Here is a 17,072-nt window from a genome sequence, read left to right as displayed (position 1 = left end):
CGTATAACGATACAAACGTAAAAAGTTCTCGTTTGCGGGATAAAAGTGACCTGACGCAATATTTGGGTTTTGATGCTTATTGATAATGTTGTCACAAAAAGTGAGGGTGACTGCATGGATAAATTACTTGAACGTTTTTTACAGTACGTTTCGCTGGATACCCAATCTAAACCGGGTGTCCGACAGGTGCCCAGCACCGAAGGCCAGTGGAAGCTTTTAAACCTGCTGAAAGAGCAGCTTGAGGCGCAGGGGCTGGTCAGCGTCACGCTCAGCGATAAAGGCACCGTGATGGGCACGTTGCCAGCGAACATCGACGGTGATATCCCGGCGATTGGTTTTATCTCCCATGTCGATACCTCACCTGATTTTAGCGGTAAACACGTCAATCCGCAGATTGTCGAAAACTACCGCGGCGGGGACATTGCGCTGGGAATCGGCGATGAAGTGTTATCCCCGGTCATGTTCCCGGTGCTGCATCAGCTGTTGGGGCAGACTCTGATCACCACCGACGGCAAAACGCTGCTGGGGGCGGATGATAAAGCCGGTATCGCCGAAATCATGACGGCCCTGGCGGTGCTGAAGGAAAAAAACATTCCCCACGGTGATATCCGCGTGGCGTTCACGCCGGATGAAGAGGTCGGAAAAGGGGCCAAACATTTCGACGTCGAAGCCTTTAACGCCCAGTGGGCCTATACCGTCGACGGTGGTGGCGTGGGCGAACTGGAGTATGAGAACTTCAACGCGGCCTCGGTCACCATCAAAATCGTCGGTAACAACGTTCATCCCGGCTCCGCCAAAGGGGTGATGGTTAATGCGCTGTCGCTTGCCGCACGCATTCATGCCGAGGTTCCGGCAGATGAAAGCCCGGAGATGACGGAAGGCTATGAGGGGTTCTATCACCTGACCAGCATTAAGGGCACCGTGGACAGCGCGCAGATGCACTACATCGTGCGCGACTTTGACCGTAAAGCCTTTGAAGCCCGCAAGCGTAAGATGATGGAAATCGCTAAAAAGGTCGGCAAAGGGCTGCACCCGGATTGTTATATTGAGCTGATCATCGAAGACAGCTATTACAACATGCGCGACAAGGTGATGGAGCACCCGCATATTCTCGACATCGCCCAGCAGGCGATGCGGGATTGCGACATTGAGCCGGATCTCAAACCGATTCGCGGCGGCACCGATGGCTCACAGCTTTCCTTCATGGGACTACCGTGTCCGAACCTGTTTACCGGGGGCTACAATTACCACGGCAAGCACGAGTTCGTCACGCTGGAAGGGATGGAGAAAGCGGTGCAGGTGATTGTGCGGATCGCGGAGTTGACTGCGAAACGGTAGGTGCTTTTAGCCGGGTGGCGGCTACGCCTTACCCGGCCTACGTTTATGGATTTTGTAGGCCCGGTAAGCGCAGCGCCACCGGGCTTTCAGGCAAGGAGCACTCATGTCAAACTACCGTCGTCATTACGTCCCCGGCGGAACCTGGTTTTTCACCGTTAACCTGCAAAACCGCCAGAGCGATCTGCTCACCCGCCGTATCCAAAGCCTGCGTGCTGCCACGGCAACGGTTAAACGTTCTAAACCCTTTCACATCAACGCCTGGGTCATCCTCCCGGAACACATGCACTGTATCTGGACCTTACCGGAAGGGGACTGCGACTTTTCTGGCCGCTGGCGCGACATTAAAAAGACCTTCAGCCGCAACATTGAGATGCGCCACATCTGGCAACCCCGTTTCTGGGAGCACACCCTGCGTGATGAGGAAGATTACCGGCGGCATATGGATTACATCTACATCAACCCGGTAAAGCATGGCTATGTCCGGCAGGTCGCCGACTGGCCGTTTTCAACCTTTCATCGTGATGTCGCCGAAGGGCTATATCCGGTGGACTGGGCGGGAGAGAAAGACGATTTTATGGCGGGGGAGCGGAAGTGAAAGAAGCCGGGTGGCGGCTACGCTTATCAGGCCTACAACACTGAGTCGTAAACATTGCCGGGTGGCGGCTACGCCTTACCCGGCCTACAAGAGTACTGCCCTGTAGGCCCGGTAAGCGCAGCGCCACCGGGCATAATCGCGACTCAGTCCTCAAAGAACCAATACCCGCTGTTCACCAGCGCGGACAGCATCGCAAGGAAGGAGGGATCTTCAAGTGCGTCACCGAAGATATCCGCCGTTAACACCATATGGCTGGCGATCGCGTCCAGGGCCGGGCGGTGCGGGGAATCCAGCTTCTCGCCGTTGACGAAAACGTCCTCTCCAATGCGCAGTACGCGTAACCCCCCCAGACGAACCAGCTTGTCACCCTGTTGCAGCGCATCGTAAATCTCATCGGCCTGATACGGCGGCTCCGGCGGTGCGACGTCCAGCTCGTGTCGGGACTGGCTGACAAATTCGCCGAACCACTGCCTGAAATGCTCCGGCTCGTTGATCAGATCCAGCATCATGCCGCGCAGCTTATCCAGCTCCTCAGGCAAAATATCGGCCGGATGTTCACGTGCAGGCACATCCGGATCGCTGTAACGGTAGCTGCCCAGCTCGCGCTGTAAAACGTAGTCGGCAAAACCGCTGATCATCTCGCGACCGCTTGGCGCACGGAACCCGACGGAATAGTTCAGCGAGTTTTCCAGGGAGTAACCCTCATGCGGGAATCCCGGCGGAATATAGAGGATATCGCCCGGCTCCAGCTCTTCGTCGATGATGGCCTCGAACGGGTCCACCTGAAGCAGATCGGGGTGCGGGCAGTGCTGTTTCATCGGCACTTTCTCACCCACGCGCCAGCGGCGACGGCCTGTTCCCTGGATGATAAACACGTCATACTGATCCAGATGCGGACCTACGCCGCCTCCCGGCACCGAGAAGGAGATCATCAGATCGTCCATTCGCCAGTCGGGCAGGGCGCGGAACGGACGCATTAACGCCGCGGTCGGTTCGTGCCAGTTGTTTACCGCCTGAACCAGTAACGACCAGTTGTTTTCACCCAGGTGATCGTAGCTTTCGAAAGGACCATGGCTGACCAGCCATTTTCCGTCCTGGTGGCTCACCAGACGGCTGTCCACTTCGTTTTCCATGGCCAGACCGGCCAGTTCGTCAGGGGAGATAGGGTCGACAAAATTGCTGATCCCGCGCTTCAGAACGACCGGGCGTTTTTGCCAGTAACGTTCGATAAACTCGGGCCAGTTAAGCGTTAAGTGATAATCCATGTTTTTTTATTCCGCAGGCTCTTACTGAGACGGATTATAACGGAAGGACGGGAGCCTGCGTGCGAGATCATCGCTTTTTTCACATAACGGCTTAACTATTATCCGATGTAGGCTGCTGACGGCCAAAAATCACTTCCATTCGCGCGCCGCCGAGCAGGCTATCGCCGGTGTCTATCTTGCCATCGTATTGATCGACAATCTCGCGTGCGACGGATAATCCCACGCCCTGGCCGGGTCGCAGGGTATCGGCGCGCTGTCCGCGATCGAAAACGACATCGCGTTTGTTATGGGGAATACCCGGACCATCATCCTCGACGATAATGTGCAGCTCGTTATCCGTCTGGCGGGCGGAGACTTCCACAAATTCCAGGCAATATTTACAGGCGTTATCGAGCAGGTTGCCCATCACTTCCATGAAGTCATTTTTTTCACCGACGAAGCTGATCTCCGGCGAAATATCCAGGCTAATGTTCACCCCTTTACGCTGGTAAACCTTGTTCAGCGCCGACGTCAGGTTATCCAGCAGCGGCGCGACCGGGTGCAGTTCGCGGCTGAGCAACGCGCTGCCGGAGCGCATGCTGGCCCGGTGCAGGTAGTAGCCAATTTGCTGGGAGATACGGCTGATTTGCTCCAGCATCACCGGCTCGGCCTCGTCGACGCTAAGCTTTTCGCCGCGCATCGACCGCAGCGTACTCTGCATCACCGCCAGCGGCGTTTTCAGGCTATGGGTAAGGTCGGTAAGCGTGGTGCGGTATTTATCATAGCGCTCCCGCTCGCTTTTCAGCAGACGGTTGAGGTTACGCACCAGGCTGGTCAGTTCGCGCGTGGTTTCGGGGTTAAGCTTCTCACGATGATGCTCTTCCAGCTCACGTACCTCTTTCGCCAGCGACTCAATTGGGCGCAGGCTCCACCACGCGGCAATCCATAGAAGCGGGATCACCAGCAGCAGGTTGGCCGCCAGAACGTACACGAACCAGCTCCAGACCTTATAAGAGCGTTTAAGCTCAACCGGGATCGTGTCGATCACCACGATAGTCAGCTGTGGCATATTCATGGTGGCAGGATAGAGATTAATGGCGACGGAGTGGGTCATTTCTGTGTCGTCATCATCCTCGCGGATCTCGTTCAGTTTTTGCTGCAGAGAACGATCGTCGCGCAGCAACACGCTGGAGGCGTTAAGGTCGGCCTCAATCTCATGAAAACCGTTGGTCTTGAGCCATTCCGGGCGAATACGCTTTTTCAGCCACGGGACATCGCGCTGGGCCCACAGCAGTTTGCCTTTTTCGTTATAAATCATCGCCAGCGTCGGACTTTGCTGGTTCAGGTGTTCAGGCATGTCCACGGTGATGTGGTTATCTTCCCACTTCGCCAGGGTGTAAAACAGGTTACTTTCGCCACGTAGCAGGCGGAAGGTCGTTTTATCAAAGCTCACGCTATAGCCGACCAGCGCCACCATCCCATAAGAGAGGGAGAGCACCAGCACCACGGCTGCGGTGGCCAGCAGAAAGCGAACCCGCAAAGAGAGGGGGAAAAGATGGCGTACGATCCCTTTCATTTAGCGTAATTCGAACAGATAGCCCTGACCACGCACCGTCGTGATCACATCCTGCGGATACTGTGCCTGAATTTTTTTGCGTAAACGTCCCATCAGCACGTCGATGGTGTGGCTTTCACGCAGCTCCGCATCGGGATAAAGCTGGAGCATTAAGGAATCTTTGCTGACGACCTTGCCGTTGTTGCGGATCAGCGTTTCCATAATCGTATATTCAAACGCGGTGAGCTTAATCACCTCATCGTTAATCGAGAATTCACGGCGGGAGAGGTCAACCTGGAACGGCGGCAGGGAGATAACCTGCGAGGCAAGCCCGCTGTTACGGCGCAGCAGCGCCTGCATACGTGCGGCCACCTCTTCAATATGAAACGGCTTGGTGACGTAATCGTCCGCGCCTGCGCTGAGGACTTCTACTTTGTCCTGCCAGCCTTCACGGGCGGTCAGCACCAGCACCGGCAGGGAGACGTCATGGCTGCGCCAGCGACGGATCAGCGACAGACCGTCCTCATCGGGCAAACCTAAATCGACGATGGCGATATCCGGCAGGTGTTCATTGAGATAATAATCCGCTTCTTTCGCATCTTCGGCATCGTCCACCTGATGTCCCATCTCCTGAAGCTGCACTTTCAGGTGGTGGCGTAGCAATGCGTTATCCTCAACAACCAATACGCGCATCATCTGTTCTCCCTAAATAAATGGTATGAATAGTTTAACGCCGATTATGTTGTTTTGGGGATAAACATTGAATAAACCAGTGAAAAGCAACCCCCTTTTCGGGCGAAAAGGGGGAAAGGAGATTACTTCAGCTCGTCAACCATGGTGGTTGCGCGGCCAATGTAATTGGCAGGGGTCATCGCTTTCAGGCGAGTTTTCTCTTCTTCCGGCAGTGCCAGACCGTCGATAAACTGTTTCATGCCTTCTGCGTCAACGCGTTTCCCGCGCGTCAGCTCTTTCAGTTTCTCATACGGTTTTTCAATGCCGTAGCGGCGCATAACGGTTTGAATCGGCTCCGCCAGCACTTCCCAGTTGTGATCCAGTTCGTCCAGCAGACGGTCGCGGTTCACTTCCAGCTTGCTCACACCCTTCAGGGTAGACTGATAGGCGATCAGCGCGTAGCCGATACCCACGCCGAGATTACGCAGCACCGTGGAGTCGGTCAGGTCGCGCTGCCAGCGGGAAACCGGCAGTTTGCTCGCCATGTGCTGCAGTACGGCATTCGCCAGGCCCAGGTTGCCCTCGGAGTTTTCGAAGTCAATCGGGTTAACCTTGTGCGGCATGGTGGAAGAGCCAATTTCACCAGCGATGGTTTTCTGCTTGAAGTGGTTAAGCGCGATATAGCCCCACACGTCGCGATCGAAGTCGATCAGAATGGTGTTAAAGCGCGCGATGCAGTCGAACAGCTCGGCGATGTAATCGTGCGGCTCAATCTGGGTGGTGTACGGGTTCCACTGAATGCCCAGAGAGGTCACGAACTCTTCGCTGAACTGATGCCAGTCCACTTCCGGGTAGGCGGCGATGTGGGCGTTATAGTTACCTACCGCGCCGTTGATTTTTCCGAGGATCTCAACCTGTTCCAGCTGGCGATACTGGCGTTCCATACGGTACGCCACGTTGGCCATCTCTTTACCCATGGTAGAGGGGGTGGCTGGCTGGCCGTGAGTGCGGGAAAGCAGCGGAATATCACGGTACTCTACGGTCAGCGCTTTTACCGCATCAATGATTTTGCGCCAGTAAGGCAGCACCACGTCTTTGCGTGCGGTGGAGAGCATCAGCGCGTGTGACAGGTTATTGATGTCTTCAGAGGTGCAGGCGAAGTGGATGAATTCCGACACTGCCTGCAACGCAGGGACGCTTGCCACTTTTTCTTTCAGGAAATACTCAACCGCTTTAACGTCGTGGTTGGTGGTGCGTTCAATGGTTTTAATGCGCGCGGCATCTTCTTCGCTGAAGTCAGCGACGATTTTATCGAGGTAATCGTTTGCCTGGGCGTCAAAAGCAGGAACTTCCTTGATTGCTGCCTGAGCGGCCAGCTTTTGCAGCCAGCGCACTTCTACCTGTACGCGGAACTTCAGCAGACCGTATTCGCTGAAGATCCCGCGCAGCGCGCTGACTTTATCGCCGTAGCGTCCGTCGACAGGGGAAACGGCGGTCAGTGAGGATAATTCCATAATTCGCAACTCCGGGAGGTTAACAATGAGCAAGAATTTGTTTTGCCTGAGTCGTCAGGCGTTGACGAGAAAACATTAACTGCAGGCGGCCACCGCCAACCTGATGCCACAGCACGGCGGCACGAATGCCAGCCAGCAGCGAAGCGCGAACTTTCGCCTGCACCTGTGGGCTTTGCAGAACGGCAGGGGAGCCGGTGACCTGAATACGCGGCCCCAGCGGGCTGATCACGTCGACATAAATACCGGCCATGGCGCTCAGCAGGGTTTCAGACTGCAGATCAAAGTGATCGAGCTGGCGTTGAAGCCCCGCGATGCGATCGCCCAGGGTATCCAGCGCACCTTTCGCGGCGCTGAGTTTACGCTCCAGCACCATCAGGCTTAAGGTGTAGCGGGTCAGTTCGGCGTTTAAACCCTGGCGACTGCTGGCGTTGAGCACGCCGAGTAAGGTTTCAAGACCGAGGCGAAGGTTCGTCTCACTGCCGCCGAAAACCCCCAGCGTGGAGCCGGGGTTGAGGTCGATAACGCTGTTAAGTGAAACGTGCAGGGCGTCAGCGTCGCAATGACCCTGATGCGCTAACTGTTGCACCAGACGGGCTGACTGGCAAATTCCTGCCAGCGCCAGGGTGATGTCGTAATAGTTCTTCGCCACACGTTCTCCTTTATGTGTGCAATCGTGTTAAACAGCGGGCAGCGGCAGGCGCTGTTCAATGATCCCACCGCCCAGGCAAATTTCACCGCTGTAAAACACCGCGGACTGGCCCGGCGTGACGGCGGCAACCGGCTCGTCGAAACGCACGTCAATGCGATCGTCGTCGAGCGCGGTGACGGTGCAGGGAATATCGGTCTGACGGTAGCGCGTTTTCACCGTGCAGCGCAGGGTGCCTTTTACCGGCTCGCGATCGACCCAGTGCAGCTGCTGCGCAATCAGCCCTACGGACATCAGGCGCGGATGGTCATGGCCCTGAGCGACAATCAAAATATTGTTTTCGACATCTTTGTCGACCACGTACCACGGATCTTCGCTTCCCTCTTTGGTGCCGCCGATACCCAGCCCTTTACGCTGACCAAGGGTATGGTACATCAGCCCCTGATGCTGACCGATTTCGTCGCCGTCAACGGTGACGATTTTGCCCGGCTGTGCAGGGAGATAGCGCCCGAGGAATTCACGGAATTTACGCTCGCCGATAAAGCAGATGCCGGTCGAGTCCTTTTTCTTAGCGGTGATCAGGTCCAGCGCTTCGGCGATTTTACGCACTTCCGGCTTTTCCAGCTCGCCAACCGGGAACAGGCTTTGGGCAATCTGTTCGTGGCTTAGCGTATAAAGGAAGTAGCTCTGATCTTTATTGCCATCCAGACCGCGCAGCAGCTGGCTTTTGCCATTCACATCTGCACGACGCACGTAGTGGCCGGTCGCAATATAATCTGCGCCCAGGTCTTCAGCGGCGAATTCCAGGAAGGCTTTAAATTTGATCTCTTTGTTGCACAGAATATCCGGGTTTGGCGTGCGGCCCGCCTTATACTCTTCGAGGAAGAGTTCAAAGACGTTGTCCCAGTATTCTGCGGCAAAGTTAACGGTGTGTAGCTCAATGCCGAGCTTATCGCACACGGCCTGCGCATCGGCAAGATCCGCAGCAGCGGTGCAATATTCCTCGCCATCGTCTTCCTCCCAGTTCTTCATGAACAGGCCCTCCACCTTATAACCCTGCTGTTGCAACAGGTAGGCGGAAACGGAGGAATCGACACCGCCGGACATGCCGACGATCACTTTTTTCTGGCTGTTATCTGACATGGAATACTCACGACATTGAACTTCAAGGCGGCGTATTCTATCACGCCACCCCACCATTGACACCCTCTGTAAACGGCCAGTTAAACTCGCCGATAACCTCAAGCGGCAGGCGCGCGGCGGACTGCCAGCAGCGGATGCTTTCGGCAACCAGCGGGGAGCGCAGGTTTGGCGCGTTCAGGATCTCATCGGCAGTGACCCACAGGCAGCGATCGATATCGTCATCGTGCGGTTCAGTAGCGCATGTTTCGTTAAGTTCGACAGCGAATAAGAAACGCAGGAAAGGGGTATGGTCCGGGGCAATCCACTGGTGCATACGGACGAAATGCTGCGGTTCGGCGTGGATCCCGGTCTCTTCCCACAGCTCGCGTCTGGCAGCCTGTACCAGCGTTTCGTCGGCTTCAAGATGCCCGGCAGGCTGGTTCCACAGCGCCTTGCCGTTGATGGTCTCTTCAACGACCAGGAATTTGCCCTGCGCGTGCACCACGCAGGCGACCGTAACATGCGGTTTAAACATCATTTCTCCTTAAGGGGCAATGTCTCGCCATGCGCCGTTTGCCAGGGAATCCAGCGTGTAGCGACCCATGGCGTAGCGTATCAGGCGCAGCGTAGGGAAGCCAACGTGGGCCGTCATGCGGCGCACCTGACGGTTACGTCCTTCATAAAGGGTGATTTTGAGCCAGCTGGTCGGAATCGATTTGCGCTCGCGAATGGGCGGATTGCGCGGCCATAACCACTCGGGTTCGCTGACAAGTTCAACTCCGGCCGGAAGCGTGGGGCCATCGTTTAACGTCACGCCCGTGCGCAGTTTCGCCAGGGCGTCTTCATCCGGCTCGCCCTCAACCTGCACAAAATAGATTTTTCCGGTACGTTTCCCCGGCTGGGTGAGCGTCGCCTGAAGTGCGCCATCATTGGTTAAGACCAGTAAGCCTTCGCTATCGCGATCGAGACGACCGGCGGCGTAAACCCCCTGAACGGGGATGTAATCCTTGAGCGTGCTGCGTCCGGCTTCGTCAGTAAACTGCGGCAAAACATCGTAGGGTTTATTGAACAGAATCACCCGCGTTGGCTGGGTTTTCTTTGGGCTTCTGGTGGCTTGTTGTGAGCTGAATCGCTCAACCCGGTGTTTTCTAAAAGAAGTTTTCTTCATGGTATTTTCAGGCTGTATCAATTGCCGCATTATAGCCTAATAACGAAGACCTTTCATGGCGTCGGACAATCAGGTACTATCGGAAGGCTCATTACAATTTATTAACATAAGATCAGTAACAACCAGAAGCGCTCGAAGGAGAGGTTAATGGAAAGCAAAGTAGTTGTTCCGGCGGAAGGTAAAAAGATCACCCTGCAAAACGGCAAGATTAACGTTCCTCACAACCCAATTATCCCGTTCATCGAAGGTGACGGTATCGGTGTAGACGTTACCCCGGCAATGCTGAAAGTGGTTGATGCCGCTGTTGAGAAAGCCTACAAAGGCGAGCGTAAAATTTCCTGGATGGAAATTTACACCGGTGAAAAATCAACGCATGTTTATGGCCAGGATGTCTGGCTGCCAGCCGAAACGCTGGACCTGATCCGCGACTACCGCGTAGCCATTAAAGGCCCACTGACCACCCCGGTCGGCGGCGGTATTCGTTCCCTGAACGTCGCACTGCGTCAGGAGCTTGACCTGTACGTGTGTCTGCGTCCGGTCCGTTACTATCAGGGCACCCCAAGCCCGGTTAAACATCCTGAACTCACCGACATGGTTATCTTCCGTGAAAACTCAGAAGATATTTATGCGGGTATCGAGTGGAAAGCGGACTCTGCTGATGCAGAAAAAGTGATTAAATTCCTGCGCGAAGAGATGGGCGTGAAGAAAATTCGCTTCCCGGAACATTGCGGTATCGGCATCAAGCCGTGCTCCGAAGAAGGGACCAAGCGTCTGGTTCGCGCAGCCATTGACTATGCTATTACCAACGACCGTGACTCCGTGACCCTGGTTCACAAGGGTAACATCATGAAATTCACCGAAGGCGCGTTCAAAGACTGGGGCTACCAGCTGGCGAGCGAAGAGTTCGGCGGTGAGCTGATCGACGGCGGCCCATGGCAGAAAATCAAGAACCCGAACACCGGTAAAGAGATCATCATTAAAGATGTGATCGCCGATGCGTTCCTGCAGCAGATCCTGCTGCGTCCTGCCGAGTACGACGTTATCGCCTGTATGAACCTCAACGGTGACTACATCTCCGATGCGCTGGCTGCACAGGTTGGCGGTATCGGGATTGCGCCAGGCGCAAACATCGGTGACGAGTGCGCGCTGTTCGAAGCGACCCACGGTACTGCACCAAAATATGCAGGCCAGGACAAAGTGAACCCAGGCTCTATCATCCTGTCCGCAGAAATGATGCTGCGTCATATGGAATGGTTCGAAGCCGCAGACCTGATTGTTAAAGGTATGGAAGGCGCGATTAACGCGAAAACCGTAACTTACGATTTCGAACGTCTGATGGAAGGCGCTAAGCTGCTGAAATGTTCAGAGTTTGGCGACGCGATTATCGCGAACATGTAATCCAGAGTATGGGTTAAAGAAGAACGGGAGCCGATGGGTTCCCGTTTTTTTATTAGTGTTCGAATGGTTGTCAAAATTTTATTAAAACAAATTATCAAAACCATGCCTCTAGGACTTTGTCGGAGTTGTTAAGATAATGTTTGTATTATACAGGTCCGCATTAACGGAATATTAATATGTATTAATTGGTCCAAAGTGTTTGCGAGTATGATTTAAAGGTTGGCAGTTTTAATCGCTCTGGCAGGATTTTGAACAATGTAGTATCTTTATTCGTCATATTCGACTTTTTAGGTTTTATTATGCACAGTTCTTTAGAAAAATTGAAAGATGCTCTCGATAACCTTTCAGATGCTGTAAACGAGGCTATACCTGAGGGTGAAAATACTTTGTTACTTGATAAAAATGGCATAAGTTATCCTGCATTATATCCAGGCGATTTAGTCGATTTAGTCAACTATCTAACAGATAGATTAGACGGTGTCAACCTTGACTCATTAGAAGATGATGAAATTAAAGAGATCAATTTTATTATAAATAAAATAAAAAAAATAAAAGAAAGCTTAGTGCCTCATTTGTTTAATGGGAATGGTATCACTGCAATTCCATCATTTATCAACTCTCTAAATTACATATCATTCTTCTTTAGCAAGCTATTTGATTTCAATCGGTTACAAGATACAAATTTGCTTCCTCAAAAATTGTCCAGAAGAATAAAAGTCATGGATGCAAGAGTGAAGCAAATTTCACCAGACATAGAAGGCTTGGAACAAAAAGTCAAAACGATCCTTGATGCTCATGCTACTGCCGATAACTTACCTTTACTTTTAGACGAACTTCAGAAATATCGTAATGACCTTACAGAGGCTAAAGATGATGTTCAAAAATCTAAGGAGAATAGTGACCACGCTATGGCTCTGATGAATATTACTTTAGATGAAAGTGAGAAAGTTGTTGATGAATTAAAAAATCATAGCTTGAAGGCTCAAAAATATCTTGCTATGTGTGAGCAAGCTATTAGGGCGTCAACTTCTAAAGGATTGGCTGGAGCTTTTGAAATTAAAGCTGAAAAATTAAATTGGAGTATTCGTTTTTGGGTTGTTGGATTAGCTTTAGCACTAAGTGTAGGGGGCTTTGTTGGTTATGAAAGGCTGAAGGCGTTGTCCGTAGTGCTATCTTTACCAGAACCAAGCGTTATCGTCATAATTACTCAGCTTCTATTATCGGTTTTAAGTATTGGCGCTCCATTATGGTTTGCGTGGCTTTCTACCAAGCAAATCAACCAGAGATTTAAATTAGCTGAGGATTATGCATATAAATCTTCAGTTGCTAAAGCCTACGAAGGTTATAGAAATGAAGCATCCAAGTTAGATGATAATGCATTTTCAACTCGGTTATTTGATTCTGCTCTTACAAGACTAGAAGAACCACCATTGCGTTTTGTGCAAGGTGAAGATCATGCAACACCTTGGATGGAAATGTTAAACTCAAAAGCTTTTGAACGGTTTTTAGATTCTTCAATCGAAAATGTTAATTATCTTAAAAATATTATTGATAAAAAATCAAAACCTAGCGCAGTAACAGAGAAAGGAGGTTAATAAATGTTTCCTCGGCCAGATTGCTCTGGCCTTTATTTTTTATGGTTTCAGAACGAAATCTTTGTCCATTATTTGCCTCTATCATCATGATACCGTGCCGTTTGGTTTGGTGAATTGTGCTCTAATAATTTCTGGGTATCGATGCTTTGAGTCTGATATAGACGTTCTGCTAAAGACCGCTGTTCATGAAATGTTGCTGGAGTACCATCCCCCACTCAATACCCGCTTTGTCACGTGCTTTACTAAAATTCATCGTTATGGTGTTTGACTTTACCTGTGCCCCTCATTCTGCCAGAGAGGTTGCCCGAAAGAAGTGGATCAGGTACGGACTCAGTGCCTAGTCGCGGGCAATTCTCCACTACATATCTCAAACTCCAGACAATAGCGTTAAGTCCAAGGTATAGGTTCATTAGGGATATTTTTTGTTGGGAAAAACACTTCATATAAACGTATAATGTCGATCTTATTTAAATCAGAGTCAGGACGCAATGTACGGTTTAGTGGATCAGGAAGCAGTCTCTATGCACGTCGTGGGAAATGATAGTCTCCCTTTAAATGCAGTTTGTAAAATTGGGCGTGAGGATGGCAGATTTGGTTTTGTTTTGGAATCGTGGGGACCAAAAGACAGAAATCGTGATTATAACCAAGCGTTGGATTTAGTCATTGAACGATTAATCAGTTTCGGCGTAACAAGGTTGAAGGCTTATATCGCCTCAGCAGACTTGCGTGAAAATATTCCTGATATAGAAGACCGAAAACTTCATAACGAAGAATTCGTTTTTTTTAATTCTAGGCCTGCAAAAGAAATTCGTTTGGAAATTGGAAGGTTGCAGACTTTTTTTGACAAATTTGGACGCCGTGATAAATCGCAAGGAAATAGAACGAAGCGTATTATGCTCATTGTAGAGGGCTTTGATGACAACGATGCGTGGATTTCCCTAGCTTTGAATTCGATGCAAGATGCCTATGCCCCGACATTTGATGAGCATGAACTTCTAGTTAAGACGCGTAAAATTTTAAATTGTTCAATCCCAGTACCAAATGGGGAGTTAATACCTGAACAAAAAATTGTGCAACGTGTAATATATGCACGATCCCCAAAGGTTAGGGCATGGGTGTTGAGAAACAGCCATGGTGTATGTGAGCTATGTCTCCACCCGGCCCCTTTTGAGATAGAAGGTGACATACCCTTTTTAGAAGTTCATCATATAGTTCCACTCTATGACGGAGGAGCCGATACATTAGATAATTGTGCAGCGCTATGTCCTAATTGTCATCGTGCAATTCATCTAAGTAAGGATGCTCATTCGCTGAGGATGAAATTATTAAAGATTAAGTTTGAAAAAAGCTGCTTACAATAAATAATAATAACTTTTAGACTTTTTCATTTTAACCAAATGATAAAATATTTGTTTTAGTCGGCTTGAACAACTGACTACCTGTGGGTGACCGTCAACTTTCACCGGTTACTACACTCGCATCGAATGGAATAGATTTGTCATTCTCTATCACTGTCTCAATGCGAATAGAAGTTTCCAAATTCGTCTCAATTCAGTCCAAATGTGATTTTCAAAACTTTGTGTAAATTTCACAAAATGAGTTAGTGAAGGTGTAGGTAAAAGTGGTGAGTATGGATGTATCCCGTTTTTTTATGTCGAACAGACTCGCCAGGGGCAGGGGGCATTCTCTATACTCGACTGCTGGCTTGCACCATTACTCACGCTCACATAAGAGACATGCTATGAACAACGACATTCCACTGAAATATTATGACATTACCGATGAATACGCGACGGAAACGGCCGAACCGGTTAATGAAGAGGAGCGTACGCCGCTGGCACACTATTTTCAGCTGTTGATCACGCGCCTCACGGACAGTGGTGAGATCAGCGAAGAGGCGCAAAAAGAGATGGCTGAGCAGGCCGGTATCAAGGCCAGCCGCATCGACGATATCGCTAACTTCCTGAATACCTGGGGCAACGAGTAGGCCATCAATAACCGGTAAGTGAAATGGACGCATCAGACCTGGACGCGCTTTACGAGTCGACCAACTGCAACACGCTGGCGATGTGGCAAGAGCACGCTGACACCGGCGGCCCGATACCTGCGTACTACGCACCGCATAAATTTGCCCTGGCAACTGGGTTTCAGCCGCCGATGTCGGTGGAAATCGCCGGGCTTTTCACTGCGCTGCATACGCTCACGCACCACGATCCGCGTGTGGATCTTCAGCCCGTGGACGGTTTCCATTTTACCTTTTTACCGTTGACGTTACCGCTTTATGAGGCTCATCAACACCTTCCGTCGCATGTCGAGGCGCTCACCCACGCATGGGCACCTTATGACGGGCAATCCATCAGGATCAACGAATTAAGGCTGGTGGCCTTACCGGGACAACTGCTGCTGGCCGGCATACCTAACCCGACGGCAGTGGCCTGGCGCAAGGCTTTTTGTGAGGCAGTTCTTAACACGCCGTGGAGAAACGAGCTGCTCGCCAGACATGAAAATGTGCCCCTGCCAGCGCCGTTCTGGCATACCACGCTGCTGCGCTATCAGGCTGCTCGTATGCCGGAATATCTCAGGGCGTTTTTCCTGCAGCATCGGACGCAGCGCTACGGGGACGTGGCGGGAAAACTCCAGCTGATGCGTATCAATTACAACTGGACGGCGCGCTGGCCCGTCGGGGCCACTTCAGCGTGATGTGCTCGTCAGCCGTTTTGATAATTCTTCAATGGTCAGGGACTTTGAGAAATACCACCCCTGAATCAGGGCGCTGGGATAGCGCCCGGCGATAAAGCGATATTGCGCCTCATTTTCCACCCCCTCAAACACCAGCGTCTTATTGAGCTTTGAGAGCGCGTCGCTGAAAATGACAAAAATGTCCCGCTTGTAATGCTCGTTAATACCATCCACCAACGATTTATCGATTTTGATTTCGTCGTACTCAAGGTCCGATAGCCTGGCGAGATTCGAATTTTGTACCCCAAAATCGTCTATCGAAATATTCATGCCCGCTGAATGTAGCGCCTTGCAAAACTCCTCCAGAATACCCGCGTGTGACACCGCATTTTCAGACAGCTCGATTTTGATTAACGCCAGCGGGATAGCATTCAGCTGGCACTCACGGCGGATCAGATCGATAAACTGCCCGTCTTCAATTTCCGTCCGGCCCACGTTGAGGGAGATCATCAGCTGATGCTGGCGGGCAAGTGGCGCAATTTCGCAGAGAGATTTTTTGATCATGTTGCGGTAGTAGGTGTTATACAGCCCGATCTTTTTAATCAACGGAATAAAGAGTTCAGGCGAAACGTCCGTATGCGCGTTGTCCCGCCAGCGGGATAACACCTCTACACCCACGGTTTTATGACTGCTGATTTGCACGACCGGCTGGTAGTGCACATCGATGGTGTTGTTTTTCACTGCCCTGACCAGCGTCCGCTCAAGCGAGGATCGGTCTTCATAGAGCCGAATCGAAAACAGCGTCAGGGAGAGCCAGATAAAATAGAAAACCACGCACAGGAGAATAAAGACCGTAACGGATAAGGATGCCAGACCGGCATCATGATGTTTTACCGTCACGCAGAGATCCCAACGCGTACTGCACTGCGTCTCGCTCAGCGTAAATAACGATGACCGTAACCAGCTACGCTGATCCGATGGCGCGGTTGAGAAGAAGGTTCTGCCGAAATCTTTGGTTGTTGAGCTGAGCGAATAGGTTGCGGTGACGGGGCTGAATTTATCGTAGGCGTGTTGCGAGGTGAAAATAATCACATTGTGATAAATCGCCGCGTTGCCGGTGAAAAAATCAGGCTGCGAAAATTGCGCCAGGGTAAAGCCGTTGGGGGTGGTATGAAGTTCGGCTGGAAGCGCAACCGGGGAGGACAGCGTGCCCCAGAAAGCCGTGCAGATGACGTTCCCGTCTTTAATTATGCCAATGTCATCAAAATAGAGGCTGTTGAGTTTGATTTTCCTGAAGCTGTCCAGGCTCGCGTTATCGCACCCCTGCGAGGACGTGCGCTTGAGCGTGCTCGCCACGCTCAGGGTTAAGCTTTCAGAGTAGCGTAAAAACGTATGGGCAATTTCATGCTGCTTACTCTGCTGCTGTTCGACGATAACCGCATTAACAGCGTAGAGAGACAGCAGAACCAGCAGTGTTGAAACGATCGCAACGGCAATGATCTTTTTCATTTTCCTGTGTCCTGTCAGCTCCCTGAGGCCGAAATTT

At 51.5% G+C, this 17,072-nt stretch carries 16 protein-coding genes and 1 pseudogene; 7 read left to right on the top strand and 10 right to left on the bottom strand.

Annotation, left to right across the window (positions count from 1 at the left end; genetic code table 11):
• The first annotated feature begins 114 nt into the window (after positions 1 to 114).
• Positions 115 to 1,338, top strand: a complete 1,224-nt coding sequence (gene pepT, locus ACWKX3_RS07230) for a peptidase T (RefSeq protein ID WP_454541527.1) — start codon at positions 115 to 117, stop codon at positions 1,336 to 1,338.
• Positions 1,339 to 1,441: 103 nt separating this feature from the next.
• On the top strand, positions 1,442 to 1,933 hold the full coding sequence (locus tag ACWKX3_RS07225; protein WP_454541526.1) for an REP-associated tyrosine transposase: 492 nt from the start codon (positions 1,442 to 1,444) through the stop codon (positions 1,931 to 1,933).
• A gap of 143 nt (positions 1,934 to 2,076) precedes the next feature.
• Here ACWKX3_RS07225 and ACWKX3_RS07220 read toward each other — a convergent pair whose 3' ends face one another.
• From ACWKX3_RS07220 to rluE, 8 genes are all read right to left on the bottom strand, one after another.
• Positions 2,077 to 3,198, bottom strand: a complete 1,122-nt coding sequence (locus ACWKX3_RS07220) for a ribosomal protein uL16 3-hydroxylase (RefSeq protein ID WP_454541525.1) — start codon at positions 3,196 to 3,198, stop codon at positions 2,077 to 2,079.
• Positions 3,199 to 3,289: 91 nt separating this feature from the next.
• Positions 3,290 to 4,753 (bottom strand): two-component system sensor histidine kinase PhoQ, encoded by a 1,464-nt coding sequence (gene phoQ, locus ACWKX3_RS07215; RefSeq protein WP_101737895.1) that lies wholly within the window; start codon positions 4,751 to 4,753, stop codon positions 3,290 to 3,292.
• Positions 4,754 to 5,425, bottom strand: coding sequence for a two-component system response regulator PhoP (gene phoP / locus ACWKX3_RS07210; RefSeq protein WP_042320504.1), 672 nt, complete (start codon positions 5,423 to 5,425; stop codon positions 4,754 to 4,756).
• 122 nt (positions 5,426 to 5,547) lie between these two features.
• Positions 5,548 to 6,918, bottom strand: a complete 1,371-nt coding sequence (purB, locus tag ACWKX3_RS07205; protein ID WP_006174750.1) for an adenylosuccinate lyase — start codon at positions 6,916 to 6,918, stop codon at positions 5,548 to 5,550.
• 19 nt (positions 6,919 to 6,937) lie between these two features.
• Entirely contained in the window at positions 6,938 to 7,567 is a 630-nt protein-coding gene (hflD, locus tag ACWKX3_RS07200) for a high frequency lysogenization protein HflD (RefSeq protein WP_006174752.1), read from the bottom strand.
• Positions 7,568 to 7,594: 27 nt separating this feature from the next.
• Complete coding sequence (mnmA, locus tag ACWKX3_RS07195; RefSeq protein ID WP_006174754.1) at positions 7,595 to 8,707, bottom strand: tRNA 2-thiouridine(34) synthase MnmA; 1,113 nt, start codon at positions 8,705 to 8,707, stop codon at positions 7,595 to 7,597.
• Between the two features lie 40 nt (positions 8,708 to 8,747).
• Positions 8,748 to 9,221, bottom strand: coding sequence for an NUDIX hydrolase (locus tag ACWKX3_RS07190; protein ID WP_137903914.1), 474 nt, complete (start codon positions 9,219 to 9,221; stop codon positions 8,748 to 8,750).
• 9 nt (positions 9,222 to 9,230) lie between these two features.
• Positions 9,231 to 9,884, bottom strand: a complete 654-nt coding sequence (gene rluE / locus ACWKX3_RS07185) for a 23S rRNA pseudouridine(2457) synthase RluE (protein WP_088207485.1) — start codon at positions 9,882 to 9,884, stop codon at positions 9,231 to 9,233.
• A 117-nt stretch (positions 9,885 to 10,001) separates the two neighbouring features.
• Between rluE and icd the strand changes: the two genes are divergently transcribed.
• Both icd and ACWKX3_RS07175 read left to right on the top strand, forming a co-directional pair.
• On the top strand, positions 10,002 to 11,252 hold the full coding sequence (icd, locus tag ACWKX3_RS07180; protein ID WP_006174760.1) for an NADP-dependent isocitrate dehydrogenase: 1,251 nt from the start codon (positions 10,002 to 10,004) through the stop codon (positions 11,250 to 11,252).
• Positions 11,253 to 11,551: 299 nt separating this feature from the next.
• Entirely contained in the window at positions 11,552 to 12,847 is a 1,296-nt protein-coding gene (locus ACWKX3_RS07175; RefSeq protein WP_454541524.1) for a hypothetical protein, read from the top strand.
• Positions 12,848 to 12,915: 68 nt separating this feature from the next.
• On the opposite strand, the pseudogene ACWKX3_RS07170 reads toward ACWKX3_RS07175, so the two are convergent.
• Positions 12,916 to 13,251: pseudogene (locus ACWKX3_RS07170) on the bottom strand (tyrosine-type recombinase/integrase); the annotation flags it as partial.
• Between the two features lie 84 nt (positions 13,252 to 13,335).
• On the opposite strand from ACWKX3_RS07170, the gene ACWKX3_RS07165 reads away from it, so the two are divergent.
• From ACWKX3_RS07165 to ACWKX3_RS07155, 3 genes are all read left to right on the top strand, one after another.
• Complete coding sequence (locus ACWKX3_RS07165; RefSeq protein ID WP_454541523.1) at positions 13,336 to 14,208, top strand: HNH endonuclease; 873 nt, start codon at positions 13,336 to 13,338, stop codon at positions 14,206 to 14,208.
• 380 nt (positions 14,209 to 14,588) lie between these two features.
• The gene (locus tag ACWKX3_RS07160) at positions 14,589 to 14,834 is read left to right on the top strand and encodes a DUF2543 family protein (RefSeq protein ID WP_006174784.1); all 246 of its coding nucleotides are present in this window, start codon (positions 14,589 to 14,591) and stop codon (positions 14,832 to 14,834) included.
• Positions 14,835 to 14,857: 23 nt separating this feature from the next.
• Positions 14,858 to 15,547 carry a hypothetical protein gene (locus tag ACWKX3_RS07155; RefSeq protein ID WP_448891354.1) on the top strand — a complete coding sequence of 230 codons (690 nt, stop codon included), beginning with the start codon at positions 14,858 to 14,860 and terminating at the stop codon, positions 15,545 to 15,547.
• Here the strand turns inward: ACWKX3_RS07155 and ACWKX3_RS07150 are convergent.
• Entirely contained in the window at positions 15,539 to 17,035 is a 1,497-nt protein-coding gene (locus ACWKX3_RS07150; RefSeq protein ID WP_454541522.1) for an EAL domain-containing protein, read from the bottom strand. The genes ACWKX3_RS07155 and ACWKX3_RS07150 overlap by 9 nt on opposite strands.
• Positions 17,036 to 17,072: the final 37 nt, after the last annotated feature.

The organism is Enterobacter sp. UPMP2052 (assembly GCF_053709675.1).
The sequence above is the reverse complement of the archived record's forward strand: the minus strand, read 5'-3'. Positions and strand labels throughout refer to the sequence as shown.

Bases quoted from the DNA above. Each gene is read 5' to 3' on its own strand.
- rluE (WP_088207485.1), bottom strand. From the start codon at position 9,884: ATGCGGCAATTGATACAGCCTGAAAATACCATGAAGAAAACTTCTTTT.
- ACWKX3_RS07160 (WP_006174784.1), top strand. From the start codon at position 14,589: ATGAACAACGACATTCCACTGAAATATTATGACATTACCGATGAATAC.
- purB (WP_006174750.1), bottom strand. From the start codon at position 6,918: ATGGAATTATCCTCACTGACCGCCGTTTCCCCTGTCGACGGACGCTAC.
- ACWKX3_RS07165 (WP_454541523.1), top strand. From the start codon at position 13,336: ATGTACGGTTTAGTGGATCAGGAAGCAGTCTCTATGCACGTCGTGGGA.
- ACWKX3_RS07155 (WP_448891354.1), top strand. From the start codon at position 14,858: ATGGACGCATCAGACCTGGACGCGCTTTACGAGTCGACCAACTGCAAC.
- phoP (WP_042320504.1), bottom strand. From the start codon at position 5,425: ATGCGCGTATTGGTTGTTGAGGATAACGCATTGCTACGCCACCACCTG.
- ACWKX3_RS07190 (WP_137903914.1), bottom strand. From the start codon at position 9,221: ATGTTTAAACCGCATGTTACGGTCGCCTGCGTGGTGCACGCGCAGGGC.
- ACWKX3_RS07220 (WP_454541525.1), bottom strand. From the start codon at position 3,198: ATGGATTATCACTTAACGCTTAACTGGCCCGAGTTTATCGAACGTTAC.
- mnmA (WP_006174754.1), bottom strand. From the start codon at position 8,707: ATGTCAGATAACAGCCAGAAAAAAGTGATCGTCGGCATGTCCGGCGGT.
- icd (WP_006174760.1), top strand. From the start codon at position 10,002: ATGGAAAGCAAAGTAGTTGTTCCGGCGGAAGGTAAAAAGATCACCCTG.
- ACWKX3_RS07175 (WP_454541524.1), top strand. From the start codon at position 11,552: ATGCACAGTTCTTTAGAAAAATTGAAAGATGCTCTCGATAACCTTTCA.
- pepT (WP_454541527.1), top strand. From the start codon at position 115: ATGGATAAATTACTTGAACGTTTTTTACAGTACGTTTCGCTGGATACC.
- ACWKX3_RS07150 (WP_454541522.1), bottom strand. From the start codon at position 17,035: ATGAAAAAGATCATTGCCGTTGCGATCGTTTCAACACTGCTGGTTCTG.
- phoQ (WP_101737895.1), bottom strand. From the start codon at position 4,753: ATGAAAGGGATCGTACGCCATCTTTTCCCCCTCTCTTTGCGGGTTCGC.
- ACWKX3_RS07225 (WP_454541526.1), top strand. From the start codon at position 1,442: ATGTCAAACTACCGTCGTCATTACGTCCCCGGCGGAACCTGGTTTTTC.